The organism is Paenibacillus contaminans, assembly GCF_003285015.1.
In the GTDB taxonomy this organism is placed as follows: domain Bacteria; phylum Bacillota; class Bacilli; order Paenibacillales; family NBRC-103111; genus Paenibacillus_V; species Paenibacillus_V contaminans.
Genome location: NZ_QMFB01000004.1, coordinates 191,439 through 211,260 on the forward strand (window position 1 = coordinate 191,439; position 19,822 = coordinate 211,260).

15 protein-coding genes and 1 pseudogene are annotated in these 19,822 nt (G+C 47.2%); 2 read left to right on the plus strand and 14 right to left on the minus strand.

Annotation, left to right across the window (positions count from 1 at the left end):
- Nucleotides 1–185: 185 nt before the first annotated feature.
- The gene (locus DQG23_RS09615) at nt 186–650 is read right to left on the minus strand and encodes a DUF2691 family protein (RefSeq protein WP_113030608.1); all 465 of its coding nucleotides are present in this window, start codon (nt 648–650) and stop codon (nt 186–188) included.
- Nucleotides 651–1,111: 461 nt separating this feature from the next.
- On the opposite strand from DQG23_RS09615, the gene yjcZ reads away from it, so the two are divergent.
- Nucleotides 1,112–1,231: a sporulation protein YjcZ gene (gene yjcZ / locus DQG23_RS09625; protein ID WP_113030610.1), complete on the plus strand. Its 120-nt coding sequence runs from the start codon at nt 1,112–1,114 to the stop codon at nt 1,229–1,231.
- A 318-nt stretch (nt 1,232–1,549) separates the two neighbouring features.
- Here yjcZ and DQG23_RS09630 read toward each other — a convergent pair whose 3' ends face one another.
- Entirely contained in the window at nt 1,550–2,101 is a 552-nt protein-coding gene (locus tag DQG23_RS09630; protein WP_113030611.1) for a hypothetical protein, read from the minus strand.
- A 715-nt stretch (nt 2,102–2,816) separates the two neighbouring features.
- Nucleotides 2,817–3,230 (minus strand): winged helix-turn-helix transcriptional regulator, encoded by a 414-nt coding sequence (locus tag DQG23_RS09635; protein WP_146762273.1) that lies wholly within the window; start codon nt 3,228–3,230, stop codon nt 2,817–2,819.
- 112 nt (nt 3,231–3,342) lie between these two features.
- Here DQG23_RS09635 and DQG23_RS09640 point away from each other — a divergent pair, with 112 nt between their 5' ends.
- Nucleotides 3,343–3,816, plus strand: a complete 474-nt coding sequence (locus DQG23_RS09640) for an SRPBCC family protein (RefSeq protein ID WP_113030613.1) — start codon at nt 3,343–3,345, stop codon at nt 3,814–3,816.
- A gap of 255 nt (nt 3,817–4,071) precedes the next feature.
- On the opposite strand, the gene DQG23_RS09645 is transcribed toward DQG23_RS09640, so the two are convergent.
- The 11 genes and pseudogenes from DQG23_RS09645 to DQG23_RS09695 all read right to left on the minus strand — a co-directional run bounded on the left by DQG23_RS09645 (nt 4,072) and on the right by DQG23_RS09695 (nt 19,684).
- The gene (locus DQG23_RS09645) at nt 4,072–4,500 is read right to left on the minus strand and encodes a hypothetical protein (RefSeq protein ID WP_113030614.1); all 429 of its coding nucleotides are present in this window, start codon (nt 4,498–4,500) and stop codon (nt 4,072–4,074) included.
- Between the two features lie 120 nt (nt 4,501–4,620).
- The gene (locus DQG23_RS09650; protein WP_113030615.1) at nt 4,621–5,193 is read right to left on the minus strand and encodes a nucleoside/nucleotide kinase family protein; all 573 of its coding nucleotides are present in this window, start codon (nt 5,191–5,193) and stop codon (nt 4,621–4,623) included.
- Nucleotides 5,194–5,620: 427 nt separating this feature from the next.
- A complete protein-coding gene (locus tag DQG23_RS09655; protein WP_113030616.1) occupies nt 5,621–6,367 on the minus strand; it encodes a GNAT family N-acetyltransferase in 747 nt (248 codons plus the stop codon).
- Between the two features lie 344 nt (nt 6,368–6,711).
- Nucleotides 6,712–7,707, minus strand: a complete 996-nt coding sequence (locus DQG23_RS09660; RefSeq protein WP_113030617.1) for a hydroxyacid dehydrogenase — start codon at nt 7,705–7,707, stop codon at nt 6,712–6,714.
- A gap of 76 nt (nt 7,708–7,783) precedes the next feature.
- Nucleotides 7,784–8,001 (minus strand): annotated as a pseudogene (locus DQG23_RS09665) (thioredoxin family protein); the annotation flags it as partial.
- Between the two features lie 57 nt (nt 8,002–8,058).
- Entirely contained in the window at nt 8,059–10,947 is a 2,889-nt protein-coding gene (locus tag DQG23_RS09670) for a carbohydrate binding domain-containing protein (protein WP_113030618.1), read from the minus strand.
- A gap of 50 nt (nt 10,948–10,997) precedes the next feature.
- Complete coding sequence (locus DQG23_RS09675) at nt 10,998–12,818, minus strand: S-layer homology domain-containing protein (RefSeq protein ID WP_113030619.1); 1,821 nt, start codon at nt 12,816–12,818, stop codon at nt 10,998–11,000.
- Nucleotide 12,819: 1 nt separating this feature from the next.
- The gene (locus DQG23_RS09680; protein ID WP_113030620.1) at nt 12,820–15,957 is read right to left on the minus strand and encodes a cohesin domain-containing protein; all 3,138 of its coding nucleotides are present in this window, start codon (nt 15,955–15,957) and stop codon (nt 12,820–12,822) included.
- Between the two features lie 136 nt (nt 15,958–16,093).
- Complete coding sequence (locus DQG23_RS09685; RefSeq protein WP_113030621.1) at nt 16,094–17,728, minus strand: extracellular solute-binding protein; 1,635 nt, start codon at nt 17,726–17,728, stop codon at nt 16,094–16,096.
- Nucleotides 17,729–17,818: 90 nt separating this feature from the next.
- A complete protein-coding gene (locus DQG23_RS09690) occupies nt 17,819–18,706 on the minus strand; it encodes a carbohydrate ABC transporter permease (RefSeq protein ID WP_113030622.1) in 888 nt (295 codons plus the stop codon).
- Nucleotides 18,707–18,718: 12 nt separating this feature from the next.
- A complete protein-coding gene (locus DQG23_RS09695) occupies nt 18,719–19,684 on the minus strand; it encodes an ABC transporter permease (RefSeq protein ID WP_113030623.1) in 966 nt (321 codons plus the stop codon).
- Between the last annotated feature and the right edge of the window lie 138 nt (nt 19,685–19,822).

Consider the following 19,822-nt stretch of genomic DNA (forward strand, 5'->3'; position numbering starts at 1 on the left):
GTCGTGCTGTACAAAGGAGTAGTTCGACCGCGACAAGAACTTTAGGGAATGTGACAATGAAGGTGGAGAACAATTATTACTAAACTATCCTGCTTGTTGAACAGGCTGCCGAATGTCCGGCAGCCTATTCTCATTACGCTAGCGTTCCCGTTAGTGCTAAGGAAACCGTGTGACAGTCTTAAAGTTTACCTTACTTTTAATTTTTTACTAAAGTTATTATCATCGGTTATATAAGTCAATGAGTCGACGTTAAGCGATGAAGCATTAGCGTACAATTCATTCAAGGTTTCGACATCCTTACAGTAAAGTGATGTGTAGACAGAGTCCACAATCAGCAATATTAGTTCGCAATCACTTATAAGAAAGTCTTCGTATGAATCGATTTCTAATAAATTGGACTCTAGGGGAAAAGCTTTTAGGTCAGCAAAGATTATATATTGAGGCTCTGTGGTGTCAATGAACTGAAGTAATTCCTTTCCTTTGAGTATATCTACGTCATCAGGAAATAACGACACTAAATCGTTATCTTGAAGTTTATATTCTTCTCCTGCTCCAATTATCCAGTTGTATTCCTTACAATCAATCGGCTTCAGGATATTAGGTAGCCACTTACCGTACTCATTCGGGATCTCGAAACTAATACCTCGCATACTTTGTACCCCCTTTTAACCCATTAGATCATCCTGATAGTTTAGTGAAGCGATTGCCTATAATTTAAGACATTATGAAGAACTCCTCGATTGGAGTCCTTTTGTTTTTCCTAACGAATTCTCCATCTGCAAAATTTCCATTATTTCGATTAATCAGCGTTTACACTAATTCAAAAAGCTATCGTCATCTCCCCAATCAAAAAGAAGCCTTCACCATATTATAGGTATAGACCGACGGAAGGGATGGCTAATTGCGGAAAATAAACGCACAGACTATTGCCATCGAACGGAAACAAAACTAAGGAAGGTTTAAATGTCCGGTTTTAATGGAGCTTTCACATCAACTGGCACGATTCTTGTTTTGTTCATTTTGTTGGTGATCATCGCTTGTACGTGCGGTTTCTTCGGCGGTGGATTCGGATACTAATTCTGTTGTGATTTAGAAAGGAGAGAAATAATAAATGAGTGAAGTTGCTGAAGTTCGCGGAATCGGAAGAGGATTTACTTCTACTGGTACTATCCTGGTTCTTTTCATTCTGTTGGTCATCGTGGCCTGTGCTTGTATGGGCTTTGGCTATTAATACTTTTGTTATAGGGATTTTAGTCCTTTTTGTCCTGTTGGTCTTTGTCGCATGTGCTTTGATGTAGAATACTAATCAGTATCCACTAGGAGGGAGCCCCCATTGCTTCCCTTCTACATACTGTCAGCCCCACCAGCCGAAGCCAGTGGGAGACTCGATATTTTATACTTCGACACCTTATTGTCGAGCAAACATAATCGCTGCCGATATTCGGCGTCTTCTTCAAATGTAAATTATAGTAGAAAGTGATGAAAAAGAGGAGATGCATCGCTGCAAGCTCCTCAACTATCGTACCCGTTAGCGTAATGAGGGTGAGTTCTAATCATTCCAAAAACCAACATCACCAGTTTCATACAATATTTTTCCTTCTTTGTTCGTTGCCCGAATAGTAATAGGCATCTTCAATTCGTTTTCGACCAAGGAGTACCATATCGAATATTCGCCATTTTTAATAATATGAGCTGTCTTGTCACCCTCACTTATCAAAAGAATCTGAGTTATTTCTGGATCTTTAACAACTCCATAAAGCATATGAATATTTGATTTTTGATTTTCCGATCCATGCCAGCTTAAGTCTTGATCTGTAAACATTGGACTTTTATTTATATAATCACTCAGTTCATATCCACGAAATTTTTTCTGTAATAATACAACGCATAACTCTGACTTATTAGTTTTATAAAATGCTATCGTCTGATCTCTATCTGCATGTATATGTATTAATTCACTGTAACCCAAATCTGATTCTGAAATTACATTTCCAATTTGATCATACAGAGGTTTATTTTGTTGCATTAGCCATATCAAAAGAATGAAAGAAACAGAAATAAAAACAACGACGAGCGGAATTAGAAATTTATTAATTTTCATTTTCCTCTCCTAACAAAGATTGGTACTAAATTTATATTCGCTGAACGACATCATACCCCTTTTTTCTTTAATCGGATTATTCCACTAATCTGCCCGTTACTTCAATAAAGAGAGAAGGAGCCGCCTCATGGCAAGCTCCTCCGCAATCGTGTCCCGTTAGCTTAACAGGACCGAAGGCCGAATAGCCCGAAGCGTGAATGCGGTGTTAGCCGATGCTTCCTCTTCTTCGAGTTACCCACCGAATATGTCTTGATCTTCTTATGCCCTTATCCGATCTTATGAGATGGTTTAGTTTTACTGATCCGAATGGTAGTCAACTACATGCGATTGCTTATTAAAAACAGCGCCGGTTCATATCGACAGCCCCATTCTGGTTGATTATTATCGTACCCGTAGCTTAATCAATCTTCGCGATTCCCCGCGCTATCTGTAACGACAAGTTTTTGAAATAAAACAAGGGGCTGTCCTCAATACGCCCCACTTAACGTGTGAAATTCGCAAACAAAAGGCTTCCAGCTCCACTTTAACAGTGGTTTTGAAAGCTTTTTGTTTACATTTTGGGACCGGCTCATTCCGCTTTACCCTTTTGGGACAACCCCAGGGCTAAAACCCACTGTTTTCAGCTTGACCGATCGCTTCGAGACCGATAACGATACTTTCTCCGTATAAAGACTATTTTCATGGCTTAAGAACGTAGGAATTGCGACGAGATTTTTTATGATGTAATATCGTCGAAATTCTGCAAAAGGCGCAGCTCCAGCCCTTTTTCGTTTGATGTTAGTTCTTGCATGATCGGAATAGTCATATCGGTATTGGGGTTGTATTTCAGGCCCCAGTGCATAATGGCAAAAACGACCGGAAACAGGTCAAGTGCCTTTTGTGTTGGTCGGTACATAGTTTGTGCGCGGTTTGAATCTCCTTCTATCTTGACGAGCAGGCCTGCTTCAGCGAGTGATTGAAGCCGCGCACTCAAAATATTAGTTGAGATGTGCTCGCGTGAAGCAAGAAACTCGCGGTAATACCGCTTGTTATGGATAAGGACGTCACGAAGTATGACTAGGCTCCAGGGATCACCCCATATGTCGAGCGCATATACGATTGGACAAACTGTGGAAGGTCGCTTTTTCATGAGAATGATTATACAATTCGTGCTTGCATTTTGCAAGTTTGTACTTGCATTTTGAAAGTACAGAATTTATACTCGATGTGTAGTCAACATTTAACGAGGGGAGATAGCTTGCATGAATCAAAGTTATAGCACTTTTTTTAAGGTAGACCAAAGCCCGGAAGAAGTCTTCGCCGCCATCAATAACGTCCGCGGATGGTGGTCTGAGGAAATTGAGGGCACTACCGACGAACTCGGTGAATTTAAGTACCGCTACCAAGATATTCACCGCTGCACCATCCAAATCACCGAGCTTGTTCCAGGTAAAAAGGTTGTTTGGCACATTACAGACAACTACTTTAACTTCGTTAAGGACAAGAACGAGTGGAAGGATACCGACATTCTCTTTGAAATCGCCAAGAAGGACGGCAAAACAGAAGTTCGATTTACGCACGTAGGCCTCGTTCCCGAGTATGAGTGCTACGCCGTCTGTACGGACTCCTGGGGCATCTACATAAGCGGCAGCCTTCGCGACTTGATCACCAAGGGTAAGGGCCAGCCCAACCAAAGCGAGCAAATTGCAAACAAACACGGCATAAAGAACTCTTAGAAACCCATGCCATAGACCGTAGCTCGGCGCTTAGCAACCAAGGCTTTGCAAGAGATTTCGCTGCCTCTTCTGAAAGCGTCGAGCAAAGTATTAGCAATAGTCCCCAAAAACTTGCCGTTATTTGTGGCACGGTTCAGCGCGAATGATCTTAAACTATCCTGCCGATTAGTTGAGAAACGGCAGCCACTTTCACCGGCTGCCGTCTCTTGGTGTTTATTGAGTTATCGTACCCGTTAGTTGAATAAACACGACAATTCATTCTTCTTCAAATATCCAACGCTTGCCATACTGTTTTATCAAAGATTTGTTTTCTGAGGTCTCCTCTATAACTGAACCGTAAATATCAGATGTTTCTCTATTTTTCACAAATGGTCCATTAATCCCTCTAAACCAGGCTGTATGTTTGACGCCATTGACTTCATAAATTATTTTATAAAAAGCGTTATCATAGTCATTTCTCTTTCCAATACGACTTTCCATTGTTTCAATAAATGGGCTATCCTCTAGTTTCACTTCAATTATTTGTTGAACAGTACCACCTTTTAACTTAATCGACTTGTTGATCTCTTCTTTATGTAAGTCTTTTCCCATCATCCAAAATACGAAAAAGATTATTATCGCTGAAACAAGTGCGATTATGGCAACCGTCCCACCGACTTTGCTTCCATATTTTCTAATTAACAACACCCCCCCCCATTAGCGGAAAACTCGACTAATAATTTTGATTTCTTATGAAATATAAGAGCCTTTGAGCAGGTTACGGATGATGCCGGCAGCCTGTTCGTCATTGAACTATCGTACCCGTTAGCGGAATAGACTTTTTTGTACAGCTGTTACAATTTCCTTAGCAAGAACTTCAACTTGCTTTGTTCCATCTACGACCAGATTGCAGTCCTTTTTTACATTCTTATTTACTTTTTCATAAGAATCCCTACTTACAGAAAGGTATTGATCCACAAATTCAATAATACTTTTTATTAATGCAGATACTTCTACATTTTCTGGAACACTAGAGGCTGCTCTTTTTATTGTTCGGGCGAATGCAATTTCTGGAGGAATATCAATGCAAACCACAAAATCGATAAGCCCTGACATAGCACTTCTTCCTCTACCAAATGGCTCTTCGAGAATGACCCAATTAACCCGTTCCTGATTGCGTAAAGTCTCCAAGTCTTCAACCAATCTAGGAGTTATAAAGTCGTTCGGATTGCAGCCCTCGCTAAGCCACCTTGTTAAGTCCTCAGGAAACTTTGTAGATTCTTTGTAATCATCGAAATGAAGTGAACAAGCATCCGGTAACAATTTTTCAACGGCCTTTACCAGACTACTTTTACCCGAACCCGATGGGCCGCTTATTGAAACAACCATAGCACTCATCTCTGACCCTCTTTCGGTTCCAATTAAAATTATACTTGGAATAAGTATACAGTAGGTATATTTACAATTCACTTTCATTTTTCCAAATCTATTCAGCAAATCTGCCCGTTACTTCATTGAACAAGAGGAGCTGCATCGCTGCAAGCTCCTCCACTATAGTACCCGTTAGCGTAATTGTTGAAAGAAAATAAACTATTAGTGGAGTGGTTAGTTTGATGCGGTTTTTGAGCTAGAAAATCGTCAGCTTTCTAACTTTTAGAAAATAACATCTAGGTACAAGGCTTGAAAAATAAAGTCTTAGACTGTTGCTGATGTCATCCTTAATGCTTTGTTCTTCTAACAAAAGTCCCGCAATCACGAGGTAGGCTGCGGGACTTTTGTGTCTTAGTAATGGGAAACTATTGTTTCAACTTTTATCTTAAAATAACTATTCAAGTCCTTCAAAATTGCATCGCCAATCGGACACCCACGCGGGGAAGTAACCTAATCGGTTTGCAACCCTCAGTGAAGCTATGTGACTGGAGATTGCATCATAAGTCGGCACCTCTCCACGTTCCAATATTTCAAAAGTCAACCTGTTTACAAGATAACTGGCCAGTCCCCTATTCCGATATTCTGGCACCACTTCATCGCCGATTTGCCACATTTTCGCACAGGTTTTGCTGGCACCCGCCACACCGACAATTTCCCCCTTTTTCTTTGCAACCATAATCAGATCGGTCTGCCAAGGAAGATTCGGATCATAAATGACTGCTTCTCGGAATTTTGGACCTTCAGTATCCGCAAATAATCGGTGGAATTCTTCCCGCCCCATCCATTCAAACGTAAAGAGGTCCGGCGGCGACATCGGTTTTATTTTTGTTACATCAGGCAGAAAATGCAAGTAAAGCCCCCTGATGAACGGCAAGGAAAATACGGCATCCCTGCTTTTGCCCTGCATCTGCGATTGGGCAATGGCCAACCGTTCGGGGGTTGCCGAAACGACAATCGATTTTCCCATAGACAGGATTTCGAAATATCGCGCCTTTCTAGGAAACGGTCTGCGTCCGGGATTTTCCTTGGCATCCACAAAAACAATACTGTCCTTTTCGCCGTTCAGATCATCGACTGAGCAATTCAGGTCTACGGCAAGTTGGGATTGCACAATAAACAACATTTCTTCTTTTGTAATCATTCAGGTCTTCACCCTTTGTATGTTAAAATGTTGCGCCGCGGTCGCATAAATAACATACAATTACAGATGAAAAAGATATAGACTTATAATTATTTTTTTTATAAAATAGTATTTATCCGTGACTTTTTTAGGTGTTGGATTTCATAAGGGCAACCAGTGAATCGGCGTATCCATGCGCCGTTTTTTGTTTGTTAACACCTTAGTTCCGGACCCCTTGGCCACGTTCGCCAAGTTCCCCTGCTCGGCGGCGATCAACTGACCTTTCAACAGCAGAGGCTCGCCCAGGTACAGGGCGAGCCAGCTATGTGCCTGATTACGTCCTTAGTCGGAAGCAAAGGCAAGTCTTATGCCAATGTACTCATCTGTTCTTCCTTCACTTCGCCTGCAAGCGGCTCTCCGGCGAGCATTCGCCGCAGTTCGTCGATCGCAAACTGTCCGAGACGCTTTACGCCGTTATTGACCGCGCCGGCCAGATGCGGGGTTATGATGCAATTGGGCAAACCGCGCAAAGGATGGTCGGCAGCCGGCGGTTCCGGATCGGTCACGTCCAGACAAGCGAACAGCCGGCCTTCCCGCAATACGTCGGCAAGCGCCTCTTCGTCCACAATCGAACCGCGCGCCGTATTGATCAAGATCGCATCGTCCTTCATCCAGCCGAGACGCTCGCGATTGAACATTTTGTGCGTTTCGGGAATGGACGGCGCATGAATGGAAACGACATCACTTCTTCGCAGCACCTCTTCCAATCCCCTCTTCACCGCCCCCATTACCTCGGCCTGTTCTGCCGTCAATACGGGATCATAGACAAGGATCGTCACTTCGAAGTTGCGCAGCAGCCGAATGTAGTGCGCGCCGGCCTTGCCGGCCCCGATTACACCTATTGTCACCCGGTACAGCTCCCGGACACGTCCTCTGCCTTCGTCCCATTTTCCATTGCGCGTATCCTGCGACAGCCGCCACATTTCCTTGAGCGAAGCGATCGTCATCCCGAGCGCCGTTTCTGCTACACCGATCCCAAGCGGACCGTTGCCGCTCGTTACCCGGATACCCCGGCTCCACAAATCAGGGGTGACGATCCCCTTGACCGTTCCCGCTGCATGAATAACGGCTTTAAGCTCCGGGGCAACTTCCAGGATGTCGCGGGTAAGCGTCGGGCAACCCCACGACGTAATGGCATAATCCGCTCCTTCCAACAACCGCTTCAAAATCTCCGGCCGGGGGACGCCGGGCTGGTCGTTTCTCGCGACTTCTCCGATGTCGGCCAGCTGCCGCCAATGCGAATCCTCAAAAATTCGTTGCTGTATGTCCGGTTCCGCCAGTATGGCTATTTTAACTCCCATGCTTCTCCACTCCGTCTCCTGATCATTATTTTCCTAATTCTTCTCATTTTCCGGGAATAGAGCGAATACGTCCGTATTATCCGACGGCGTCGACAACTTCGACGGAGCAGTCGAGGAACTGCTCGATCTCGTCCCGCGTTTTGCGGAGCTTGCTGACAAAACGGTTCAACTCTTTCCCTTCGCGAAGCTCAATAAAACTCGGAATGCCCAAATACTCAACTGCTCGCATAAATCCGGCAGCTCGTCGCGGTCGATCTGAATGATTGTCAGCTTATCGGCATACGCTTTCTCGACATGCAGACAAGCGGAAATCAATCGCCGCCGGGCGTTCCCCGTGACAGAGTTGCATGTTTAAGGGGTCGGACTGTTGTATTGAATAAGCTTGGTCGGATCGCTGTATGACGCGTAATACATATGGCCGGCATCATCTTTCGTAAGATATCTGGCGTCGTTGCTGAGTATAGTCAGCGTTTTGGACTGTCCGGTAAGCATAAAGAATTTTCCCCGTCCCGTACCGTATACGTTGCCGTCATTGCCAACAACAAGATCAAAGTCGATATGGGTGATGCTTGTGTAGTTTGCGGTAAACTTTTTGGAAGCGTATATAACCTGTCTGGTATCGGGATTGAAAATAAACAGTGTCCCTCCCGCCATCCCCCAAATGTTTCCGTCCGGTCCAAGTGTCAGCGCGCTTATTACTTTCTGGCCGGCTACCGGAACCGTCTCATACACCTTCTGGCCGCTGGCGACATCGTACACAAACAGCTTGGCTTCCGTCTCAGTCGGGTCAATGCCATATCCGCCCCAGATCGATGTTCCCCCGTACATTTCTCCATCCTTGTAGGCAAGGGAAACTACACTTTGATTGGTCACGATATTTTGGTGCACCGCGTAGGTTGCCGTGCTTACATCGTAGGCGGTGAATGCCCCTTCAAGCGATCCGTAGTTCGGCGCTGTCCCTATAAACAACTTATTTTCGGATTCGACTCCCAACATACCGTACGGCCGGTCTTGACCATAGGAAGAAAGGCTGAACAAATACTCAGGAGGCCACTGCATCGAAGTTGTATCATATTTGTAAATTTTGGCCTTGCCATAAGTACCGATGTACAGATCAGTGCCGATATGGCTCATGCCTTCTCCTTGACCGATTCCCTTCATTTGGTTGACGATTCGTCCCGTCGCCGGATCATAAATGCCGACACCGTGATATTGATAGCCCGTCGTGTAAACTTTACCGTCTGGTCCTGCATGGACATCCCGAGACTGGAAATCTTGAAGCGGTAAATCCAAATCGGTAATAACCACATCCCCTGTAACCAGATTGTACGTAAACATCTGATCGGCGCTGTTTCCTACAAGCTGCCACTGCCCGTTCACTTGCATAAAATCAAGATCATTGGCGGCAAGATCGATTTCTACGCCAGTCGCTTGATAGGCGGCTGTGCTCATATCGTACGTGTAAAACTGCCCGTCAGCGATATAGTATACGAGATCGCTGTTTAAAGGAGACGGAGGAGAGACTTCAAAACCTGCGTACGCCATCGGAATCTCGCTTTCAAGCACTCCTGTATCCAGATCATATACAAGCATCTGATAATCCGGTGTAAGCTTTACAAACAACTTTCTGCCGCTTATGTTAAACCGATAGGCAAATTCCTGATCGCTATACGCTGCTGGAAGTATATTTTCTTTGGTTCGAGTAGCCAAATCATATTTGATAATATGCGCGTTAGCCCCTACCCCCAGGTACAGTTGATCGGTTTGGGCATCGTACGCTACCCCCTTGATATATGACTCACCCGGCACAAGCGGCGATTCCAGCAATGTGAAGCCGACCGCAGGATCATATTCGAACAAGGCTCCGTTCGGGTAGGTTCCTCCATACACTTTGCCATTTGGCCCTGCAACCAGCTCCCAGATATGCGTTGCGGAAGCAGGCGCTTGGCCTAAGTCGATGACTTGCGTTCCGCCAGGGTCCAGCTTGTACAGATGGCCGTTTGTAAACGAGCCTGCGTAAACGATCCCGTCGCTTGCCTGAACAATAGCCCATGCGCCCGTTGCTCCCGGAAGTAAATGGAGCAGTTCGGTATTTCCGTATACGGCATCAATGACTGACAGTTTGGCGTTGATCGGGCTTCCCATCTGAACGCTGTAAAGCTTCTTATTGCCAGAACTGTCCACACCGAACTCCGAGGCTTGAAGCTGAATCCCCTTCATTTGCGGCCCCAAATTCAAGAATGTCTTCTCTACCTTCACATCGTCAAAATAAGCTGTCCCCGTCGACCCGACCGGTAAATAAAGCAGTACCTTCACAGCCGCCGCATTGGCTGGAACCGTTCCGGACACCCCGATCCGAGTCCACTCCAGGGTGGGAGAGTGAAACGTTTTGCCCGTAGAGCTTATATATTGCCCGTTTGCATCATAATACCGCAAGTAGATGACAACGCTTTCGGAAAAATAAGCCATAGCCGTTGCCGTATAGGTTTCGCCCGGACTAACATATAACTTGCCGCTCTCCACGCCAAAAGCGGAGGTTAGGCTGTTGTCCACGATTCTCAAGCTGGCTGCGCCGCTGTTGACTTTCTCGTTTGTTACCGTGACTCCGCCGCTTCCGTGCGTCTGCGTCCAGCCCGGAAACCCGCTTCCTTCTTCAAATCCGCTGTTGGCCACCATCGCTTCCAGCACTACATCGTCGAAATATGCCGTCGCTGTACCGCCGGTAGAGGAGTAGAGCAGCAAACTTACCGTTTCCGTATTGGCTGGGGCCACGCCTGTTACCTCCAGTTCCGTCCAGGTCCCTGTCGGCGAAGTGATAAACTGGTTGTAGTTCCCTATTCGCGTTTGTGAAGCGTCCCAGAAGCGCATATAAATCCCCACGCTGCCGCTTTGCAGCTTCACCCGGACCTTAGCCTTGTAGACCTCACCGGCGATCGCCTTGATTTTGTCGCTCTCAAGCCCCGCCGCATTTACGGTACTATTGTCCTCCAGCTTCAAACTGGCTTGCAGGCTGTAAAACTCATCATTAACCACGCTGAACCCGCTTGTTCCATACGTTTCTGTCCACCCCGGAATAACGCCGGCCATCGACTCGTCATCAAAGCTATAGTTCGCGACATCTCTTGTAAGCGCATGCGCTTGGTTTACGCCGGAAGGATATGTACCGAACACGCCGGCTAACCCGGCAACAAGCAGCAATACCATGCGCAAACTTCTACTCCAGCTTGCTCTTATCGTCATTTAACTTCCTCCCTATAGGATACGCATCATGGATGCATCGGTCATGGCGCTTATATCAACTCCGACTTTTGCAGCAATTTTTGCACCATTGCTGCAACCTCCGCCCGGGTCAGATACGCTTGGGGGGCAAGCTGGTTCTCCGTTCGTCCTGACACAACCCCGGCTTGCACACTGTCGGCAACGCCGCCCTTCGCCCAACCGGATATTTCCGCCGCATCTTCAAACGGCTGGAGCCGTTCCTCCGCAGATCGTTCGGGGAGACTGGCCTTCAGCTTAGTTATTTCCATCGCATTGGCTATGATGACCATCGCCTGTTCCCTTGTGATCTTGTCATTCGGCTGGAAGACCCCGTCGCCTGACCCCTGGACAAGCCCATATTCATGCGCGGTTTGCACAGCTGCGTTGTACCAATCAGTCGGCATCACATCCGTGAAATAAGCGGAATCAGTTATCGGCTTTAATCCTAGCCCGCGGACCACGATGGAAGCGAACTCCGCGCGGGTGATGTCACGGTCCGGATCGAACATCCCCTCTCCGGTGCCGTTTATCACCATTCTTGATCCCATATCATTTACCGCTTCTTCCGCCCAATGCCCGGTCATGTCCCTGAATGTAACCGGATGCCATACCAAGGCGTACACGCTGTTCGTTAAACTGTTAACCCTGGCGTAATACTTGCCCTCCATGAGCACGATTTGCGTAGGCACATGACGAACGATCCCATCCGGCTCGATGACGACAACGGTCGAAACTTTACCGGGATCCGCTCCCTCGGAAATCGTGATCATCCGTTCGACATAGGCGTTGAACTGAGCTATATCAATAACGGTATCTCCGTATACGCCTTTCACCGAAAACTGCACTGGCGGTACGGCGAGGGTGAACGATCCGCGGTTTGCGGTGTCCTCGATAACCCGCAGCATGTCATTCGACGGCTCCGCGATCTCAATCCTGATCTTGATATTCTGAAGCTGCGCGCCTGCTCCTAGCCTCGCAGCTAACGCCTGAATGTTTACTTGCTCCGCAGGCAAGGAATAGATTGCCCGAGCGGTTTGGAGCTTTACGACTGCCTGCTTCTGTTCCATATCCTGAATGATTTGGCCGTCCAATTCGCCGATAATGACATCGGATGCCGTCTCAACCGGAATCACAATGACAGCACCCTCCGCCTCGGAAGCGAGCTGCCTCGCCAGCTTCTCCGGGTTCAGGACAACCGTAATTACCCGCTTCGTGTCCACCGTTGTCGTCGTCGTTATTCCGACATCCGCCGCTCGGCCATTAATGAGGACGACGGCATCCGTCTGCGATCCTGGAAACCCTGTGTCCGCAGGGGGCGTTGTCGGCGACGGCGTCGCAGGAGGCACTGTCGGATTGCTGCCCGCAGGAGGTACGACGGTCAAACTTCCGTGAACAATCTGAAATTGATGGGTTAAACTCTCTGCGTTGCCGTCCGATAGCTGCGCGTTGGCAAGCCGAATGTCGTAGCTGCCTGGCGCAGCGCCGTCTTTCACCTTAAAGACGGCGACTGCAACCTCTTTGTTTCCTGCCTCGATGATCGAACCAAGACTTCCGATGACGACCTTCCCGGTTCCGATATTGGAAAAAACGCTGAAAGCCGCCGGAAGATTCGTCCCTTTTCGGAGTTCCGTAAGTTCGAGTGTGTTTTCCGAATAAGAAAGCTGGAACTGGAGCGCGGTCACGGCTCCATCGCTTGCAAGCATAATCGGAATGGCGAGATGGTCTCCTGCTCTTCCCGAAGCGTTTCCGACGCTTAGCTGCCGATGGCTATCATCGGCGTAAACGGCGTTCCAGGCAGCAAGCAGCAAGCAGATTCCGATCAGCAAAGGGAGAAACGATCTTCTTATGAGCATCTTAGTTTACCAGCATCTTTGCCAGCAGCACCCAGTCGCCGACATCGATCGTATTTCCGGCATTCAACCGGGATGCGAACGCTTGTCTGTCGTTCGGCGTTTCTTTAAGCAAAATGTAATTGGCCAGCTTCTGCCAATCGAGCAGGTTGACAACGCCGTCGTCATTCGCATCGCCTTTGATGACGATATTCGGAATGTCGATGGTCTTAATCGCTTCATTGCCTGCCGCATCCTTCATGTAGACCGTATAGATGCCTTTTTTTGTTGCAGTGAACGAAGACCCGGTCAATAAGACGCCGCTGGTGCGAATATCCTCCAGTGTTTGTTCGCCTTCGGCCCACTTCGTTTCCGCAATGGCGCTTCCTGTTCCGTCGCCGGCAACCGTCACCGTTACCGTTTCCGCGTAGTCCGTTGTAGATGCTGTCAGGTCAATGATTGGCGCGATCGTATCCCCCTGTACGGTCACCGTTGCCGTCGCATTCGCAAGCATGCGGAGGTCTCCATTTTCATTCGTAACCATAATATTCGATAAGCTGATCGGAGTCGTCGCCCCGTATGGACGGTTGGCCGCAATCGTAAAAGCGAAGCTGCCCAATGCGTCCGGGAGTTCTGCGCTTGGCGATGAGCCGTTCGGCGCGTAACCGATCAGGACGCGGTATTTGTTCTCCGCCGCCACGTAGTTAACGCTGATGATAGAGCCTTCAGCGGGCGCCGTCAGCGTCAAATCCGCTCCATCAAACGTCATATCGAATTCGATCGCATGGATTGAGGTCGTGTCCGACGTATCCCTCACGAGAGAGAGCGGCAACAGCACCTCAGCGCCTGCAGGACCCGATTGGTTCTGCAGCTCGAGCTTGGGTAAGACATTGTTCTGCCCCTGTTCAAAGCTGATACCCATCTTATAGAGCTTGTACTGGCGATCACTGGAGAAATAAATACTTTTTTTGTCTTCACTGACTGCCATCAAGTTAGCCTGTTTATTGGTCAATTTGCGCATTTCACCGGTTTGTGTGTCTATAACAGTAATAACCTCACCGGCATTGGTCACTAGCAGCGTATCGGTAAGCCAGTCCATTTGATAGGGCAGATACCAGGCAGTATTGGTAGACCATGAGGTATCCCTTGTTTTGAATTCTCTGATTACCTCCAGGGTTTCCGGATTGACTTCAAATATAACGCCGTTCGATATGGCCCACAAATCTCCGTTAGGACCCATGGATAGTCCTCCGATATGCATAACGGAAGTAGATACATTCTGTAAGTCGGGCTCAACCACTTTCGTAACCGTCTTGGTTGCCAGGTCAAAGATGAACAGCTTGGCGTTCACATCAACAGGGTCAATGCCGAGCCCTCCCCAAACGGAGGTCGAACCGTAAATTTTGCCATCTTTATAAGCAAGTCCGATAATACTTTGATTCGGGATGATCCCCTTGTATACTTCCTTTTGTGTATTGTCCGCTTTGGGGAGCAGGGTCAAGGCGCCATCCAGAACTCCATAATCCGGAACCGTAGAAATCGCCACATAATCTCCCGCTTCAATCAATTGGAAGGGACGATCCTGATCAAGTCCGCTGCCGCTAAGTTTCGTAACTAAAGCTTTCGTAGATTGGCTAAAATCCATCGTGTTAAAATCTATCGTATAGATTTCAGCCTTGGGATAGACACCCGCATAATACTTTCCATGAGCCTCTCCCATTCCCTCAATTTGCTCCATTGTGATGTATTTGATCTCATCCGTCTTACTGTTTAAAATCCCCAATACAGGTCCCATATAAGCACCGATGGCAATGGTGTCCGTTCCTTGGGGGCCTCTTTCCAAAGCTCGAATCACCTTTGGCTGAAGACCGGCATCTACGGGAATATTCTCATATCCAACCTGCGAAGCTCCAAACTTTTTACGCCCGGAAAACCCGCCGCTGCCATCAGGATACCCGAAACTGTTGTAGGTGACGGTGCCGTTCTTCTGAACCGTTACCAAGGTTAGGCCGGGCAGGTCTACTTGATTCTCAAATTGTATGAAGGTAGAACCTCTCATTCCGGGATTCACAGAATTAGCATCGAAACCTGCAACCACAGAGTAAGTGCCCGTTGTCAGATCAAAGGCTTTCAATTTCAGATATCCGCGATCCCAAACATACACCTTATTGTTCAACGCGGGGGGAACATGCGTACCGTTATTTCGAATAACGTTCTCCGGCTCTGTTAGCCATCTATTATTGGCGATATCATAGATCACCAGCATGGCAAGATTAGTAGGTTTGGTTGCTTCTACAAACGCGAAAATATAGTTCCCTCGCAATGTCAATCCTTGAACTTTATCAAAGGGAATTTTTTCATTTGTTACATTCTTGATTCCATCATGATTTTGAAACGGTCCGGTATATGAAAATTCAGGAAGTTCTTCAACCGCGCCGCTTTCAAGATTCAATCTGGCAAACTTAGCTTCTGTCTGAGTGGCTCCGAATAAGTACATATACCCATTATCCGCAATCACATGAGCTTTAACATAGTTCCCTCCAAACAGCTTCTCTTTCATGATCTGAAATTTCTTTTGCGTGATGTCATATTTCACAAGAAGAGCACTGGGATAGGTTCCGAAGTAAGCATTATCTTCACTGTCGAAGCTGACATGATATAATGCCGTTTGCAATGTTCCATCCGATGCCCGGATCGCCCCTAAACTTTCCAGCTCTTTGGTTACCGGACTGTAGCGGAAAACGTTAGCATTAGACTGGGTGGCGATATACACATTACCTTGGGAATCTGTTCCGTGGGTCCAGGTCACTTTGGCGCCCGGCAGAGGGAAGTCCCGCAAGATCCTTCTGTTGTCCAAATCGTACACGATAAATTTGGCCGGAGCTTCCGAACCAACAGAATTATCCCCTGAAGCCGAGGTATAGAGAACATTGACCTGTTGTCCGCCCTCCTCCTCCACTCCATAGGCGCTGTTGATAAACTCTGTAGAGCCAGCGGTGGCAAGCGGGTATCCGAAGCCTTGCGGCTCCGTCGCCGTAAACGTATTTAGCTGGTTGCTTATATACGATTGTTCCTGCGCATAAACCTGACCGCTTGACGCACAAATCGCGACGATCAGAAAAAGCGCCAGTACCTGTGAAAAAATGATCTTCCATCGGTTCATTTTTGTACCTCCTCTTTTTCAGCAAATCCCTGTTTTGCAACCGCTCTCAATTCCAATCTATGAAAATGCACCTCGCGGTGCATTTTCATCTGATTTTATGGGCTTTTTGAACAGGAGCGCGAAACGAACGATCGCCCTACTTCACGTCAAAGCCGCCGTTCTTTTGAATCTGCTTTGTATACGTGTCGAAGATTTCTTTCCCTTTATTTTTCGTCAGCAGCGTTTCCAAATACTCCGGCCATTTCTCTACAGGCAAGTCGCCGAACACAATTTTAGAAAGAACGGCATTCATTTCTTTGCGGTAATCGCCAATATTGATGTCCGCCGGTGGCGTTACGTATGTCCCGCCGGTATAGGAGACGAGTTTGTTGCTAAGCAAGGTTTTGACAATCTGCCGGTCCCGGTCCGTTTCCTTAGGATTGATAATCTCGAGGCCAATCGGTGCTGTATCCGATACTCTTGTGAAGAAGTCGTAAATTTGCAAAAACTTTCCGTTGTCCGCATTAAACTTATTGATCGCATCCGGAATAAGCGTTACCTTATTGCCTGCCTTCGTATACGATTCGCCTTCTTTGCCATAATGCGTCAGCAGGAAGCCGTCCGGACTAGCAAGGAAATCCAAAATTTGCATCATCCTTTTTACTTTGTCCGGGTCTTTATCCGCCAAGCCTTTCGGGACGACAAAACCGAACGAGCCTTGCGGCGTCGACCAGATGCCCTTCGCATCGGGAAACGGGTTAAACGGGACGATCTCGGCTTTCGGATTGATTTCCCGGGCTTTGTTCAGCGCGCTCGCTTCCGCGCCTTCCAGCGCGAAATCCCGGCCATCATATTTAATGATCCCTGCCTTGCCTTCGATCATCCGATTTACATGCTCCGTGCCTTTATTCAGGAACCAGTTCGGATCCACCACCTTCTCGGCGATCAAATCCTTGATTTCCTTCAACACTTGACCGGTTTTCGGGTTTGATCCGGAATCTATTAACTGTCCGTTGTCAATAAACATAGAGGAATAGAAGCCGTTTTTGACCCATTGCGGCCATTCAAAGCCGACGTTGGCGCCGTTGCCCGACGTACTGAAGCCGTACGTATCTGCTTTGCCATTTTTGTCCGGATCATTAAACGTAAATTTCCGCACCGCGTCCAACATTTCATCATAATTCGTAGGTACCTTCAGCCCCAGATTATCCAGCCAATCTTTGCGAATATACCAGGATGTATACGGATGCAAGTTAAAAGGTAGAGGAGCGCGCAGCCCTTCCGGATAACCTTCGATGGAATAATAGCCCTTCAATTCCTTTTCACTAATCCATTTGAAATAGTTTGGCATCGTCTGCGGGGTAACAAGTGGCCGTAAATCGGCAATCAACCCGTCTTTCGCGTACGTTTGCGAATCGCGGCCGGAGACAACCAAGAGATCAGGCGGCGTGTTCGAGGCAAAACGCACATTGATTTTGTTCGTAGAATCCGTACCGCTCACCATATGGGTAATGGTCAAATTGACATTGAATTTTTCGTCGATCGTTTTTTTGATAATATCTTTGTCCGGACTCGGCAGCGAACCTCCTGTACCCGTCGGCACAAAAAATTCAATATCGTATTTTTTGGCGTTTGCTTCCGCCTTCGGCGACCCCGACGGCTGAGTTGTCCCGCTCGGTGACGGGCTGCCGCTCGGGCTGTTGCTAGCGGATTTCCCGCCGCAAGCGGAACCAAGCAGCGCAAAGCTTGTTGCAACGGATACCAATACCAGGAAACGTTTTTTTGAACTCATCGTACTTCCCCTCTCGTCTCTCGTCTATCATCTCATTTTTCACGACTTCATGTACTGCAGCAATCGGTGAAGCGTCAATACGCATTGCCATTATCCTTTAACGGCTCCAAGCATCACCCCTTTAGTAAAATACTTTTGGACGAACGGGTAAACAAACAATATAGGAAGGGTTGTCGCCACAACCATGGCCATCCGGATGGCGAATGGAGGAAGCGCGGATTCCAGCCCTTGTACCTGATTCATCATTTCCACACTCAGATTTGGCTGCTGCAGCATGTCGCGCAAGATGACCTGAAGCGGATACAGTTTGGGATTCGTAATATACATGATGCCGGCAAAAAACTCATTCCAATGTGATACCGCATAGAACAATCCGAGTGTGGCGATGATCGCCTTTGACAGCGGAATAACGATCAGCCATAACGTTTGCAAGTCGTTGCAGCCGTCAATTTTGGCCGCCTCCTGAATCTCGACGGATAAATTTTCAAAAAAAGTTTTTGCAATCAATAAATTGAACGTTGTGATCAAACCCGGCACGATCAATGACCAGATGGAATCAAGCAAGCCGAACTCTTTAACAACCAGATAGGTTGGAATGAGGCCGCCGTTGAAAATCATCGTAAATACGATCAGCATCAAACATAACTTGCGGCCGGGCATCTGCTTGCGCGACAGCGGATAAGCCAGCAGCAGCGTAAAGAGAAGATTCAGGATGGTGCCGACAACGGTAATAATCGTCGTGACTTTGAGCGATTGCGGCAATCGCGGACTGGCAAAAATCGCTTTATAGGCACTGAATGTAATCTCTGACGGGAAGAAAGCGAATCCTCCGTTGCGAATCGTTTCTTGTAACGGCGTAATGGACATGATGATCACGTAATACATGGGAAACAGCGTCATCAGCCCAATTAAAGTAAGAATCGTGTACATAAGCACGTCAACGATCCGGTCATTGATTGTTTTAGGTCCATTGGTCATCGTTATCGCCTCCTACCAAATACCGGAATCATCCATTTTTTTGGCCAGTTTATTGGCGCCTACCACAAGGATCAATCCGATGAACGATTTAAATAAACCGACAGCAGCCGCAAAGCTGAACTGCATCTCCTCAAGGCCGCGCCGGAAAACCCATGTATCGATAATGTCCCCGACCTCGTAAACTCTGGCATTCAGGAAAATATACACTTGGCCGAAACCGGCATCGAGAATGCTGCCCAAACGGATGATCAGGAGCAAAATGATGACACTGCGGATGCCGGGAAGCGTAACATGCCATATTCTGCGCCATCTCCCCGCTCCGTCGACGATAGCCGCCTCATACAAGGTAGGATCGATGGAAGTCAAAGCCGCTAGATAGATAATCGCCCCGAAGCCAATTTCTTTCCATATTTGCGTGATATACAGAATCGGCCTAAACCAATCTTTAGAAGTGAGAAAATCGATCGGCTCTCCTCCGAGCCCTTTGATCCATTCGTTGATCACCCCGTCTGCCGGAGCGAGGAAAGCAAGCGCCAAGCCGTAAATAATGACCCAGGACAGAAAATGCGGCATATAGGAAATCGTTTGGATCGTACGCTTAAACCATTTCGAGCCAACCTCGTTCAGAATAAGCGCCAGAATAATATCAGGGGCCATGCCGAGTACGATTTTAAAAACACTGATGACTAACGTATTTCGCAGCAAAATATAAAAATCATGACTTTGAAAAATTTCTTTGAAATAATGCAGGCCAACCCAGGGACTTCCGAGTACGCCTTTCGTCAGGCTGTATTCCTTAAAAGCAATCAGCAAACCGAACATCGGCAAATATTTAAAGCACAAATAGTACAGCATCCCCGGAATCAACATCAAATACATCCATTTGTATTCCTTGATCGTTCGGACAATCTTATCCCATCTGCTTCTTCTCACCACCCGGGAATATGTTCCCTTGTTTTCTACTGAAATCTCTGCCATTCCCTCACTCCCACTCGCCAAAGTAAAGCGTTTTCATTTCTTTCTCTGTCATCATCTTAGCTTTTTCCCTATACCTGCGAGTAGGAGACAAATTTCAAAACCTGTGTATATTTTATAGAGAAATATCAAAGAGCCCCC

What these genes read in the sequence shown, in the direction of transcription:
- DQG23_RS09680 (WP_113030620.1), bottom strand. Translation starts at nt 15,957, where the DNA reads ATGAACCGATGGAAGATCATTTTTTCACAGGTACTGGCGCTTTTTCTG.
- DQG23_RS09685 (WP_113030621.1), bottom strand. Translation starts at nt 17,728, where the DNA reads ATGAGTTCAAAAAAACGTTTCCTGGTATTGGTATCCGTTGCAACAAGC.
- DQG23_RS09660 (WP_113030617.1), bottom strand. Translation starts at nt 7,707, where the DNA reads ATGGGAGTTAAAATAGCCATACTGGCGGAACCGGACATACAGCAACGA.
- DQG23_RS09675 (WP_113030619.1), bottom strand. Translation starts at nt 12,818, where the DNA reads ATGCTCATAAGAAGATCGTTTCTCCCTTTGCTGATCGGAATCTGCTTG.
- DQG23_RS09650 (WP_113030615.1), bottom strand. Translation starts at nt 5,193, where the DNA reads ATGAGTGCTATGGTTGTTTCAATAAGCGGCCCATCGGGTTCGGGTAAA.
- yjcZ (WP_113030610.1), top strand. Translation starts at nt 1,112, where the DNA reads ATGAGTGAAGTTGCTGAAGTTCGCGGAATCGGAAGAGGATTTACTTCT.
- DQG23_RS09630 (WP_113030611.1), bottom strand. Translation starts at nt 2,101, where the DNA reads ATGAAAATTAATAAATTTCTAATTCCGCTCGTCGTTGTTTTTATTTCT.
- DQG23_RS09655 (WP_113030616.1), bottom strand. Translation starts at nt 6,367, where the DNA reads ATGATTACAAAAGAAGAAATGTTGTTTATTGTGCAATCCCAACTTGCC.
- DQG23_RS09670 (WP_113030618.1), bottom strand. Translation starts at nt 10,947, where the DNA reads ATGACGATAAGAGCAAGCTGGAGTAGAAGTTTGCGCATGGTATTGCTG.
- DQG23_RS09635 (WP_146762273.1), bottom strand. Translation starts at nt 3,230, where the DNA reads ATGAAAAAGCGACCTTCCACAGTTTGTCCAATCGTATATGCGCTCGAC.
- DQG23_RS09695 (WP_113030623.1), bottom strand. Translation starts at nt 19,684, where the DNA reads ATGGCAGAGATTTCAGTAGAAAACAAGGGAACATATTCCCGGGTGGTG.
- DQG23_RS09615 (WP_113030608.1), bottom strand. Translation starts at nt 650, where the DNA reads ATGCGAGGTATTAGTTTCGAGATCCCGAATGAGTACGGTAAGTGGCTA.
- DQG23_RS09690 (WP_113030622.1), bottom strand. Translation starts at nt 18,706, where the DNA reads ATGACCAATGGACCTAAAACAATCAATGACCGGATCGTTGACGTGCTT.
- DQG23_RS09640 (WP_113030613.1), top strand. Translation starts at nt 3,343, where the DNA reads ATGAATCAAAGTTATAGCACTTTTTTTAAGGTAGACCAAAGCCCGGAA.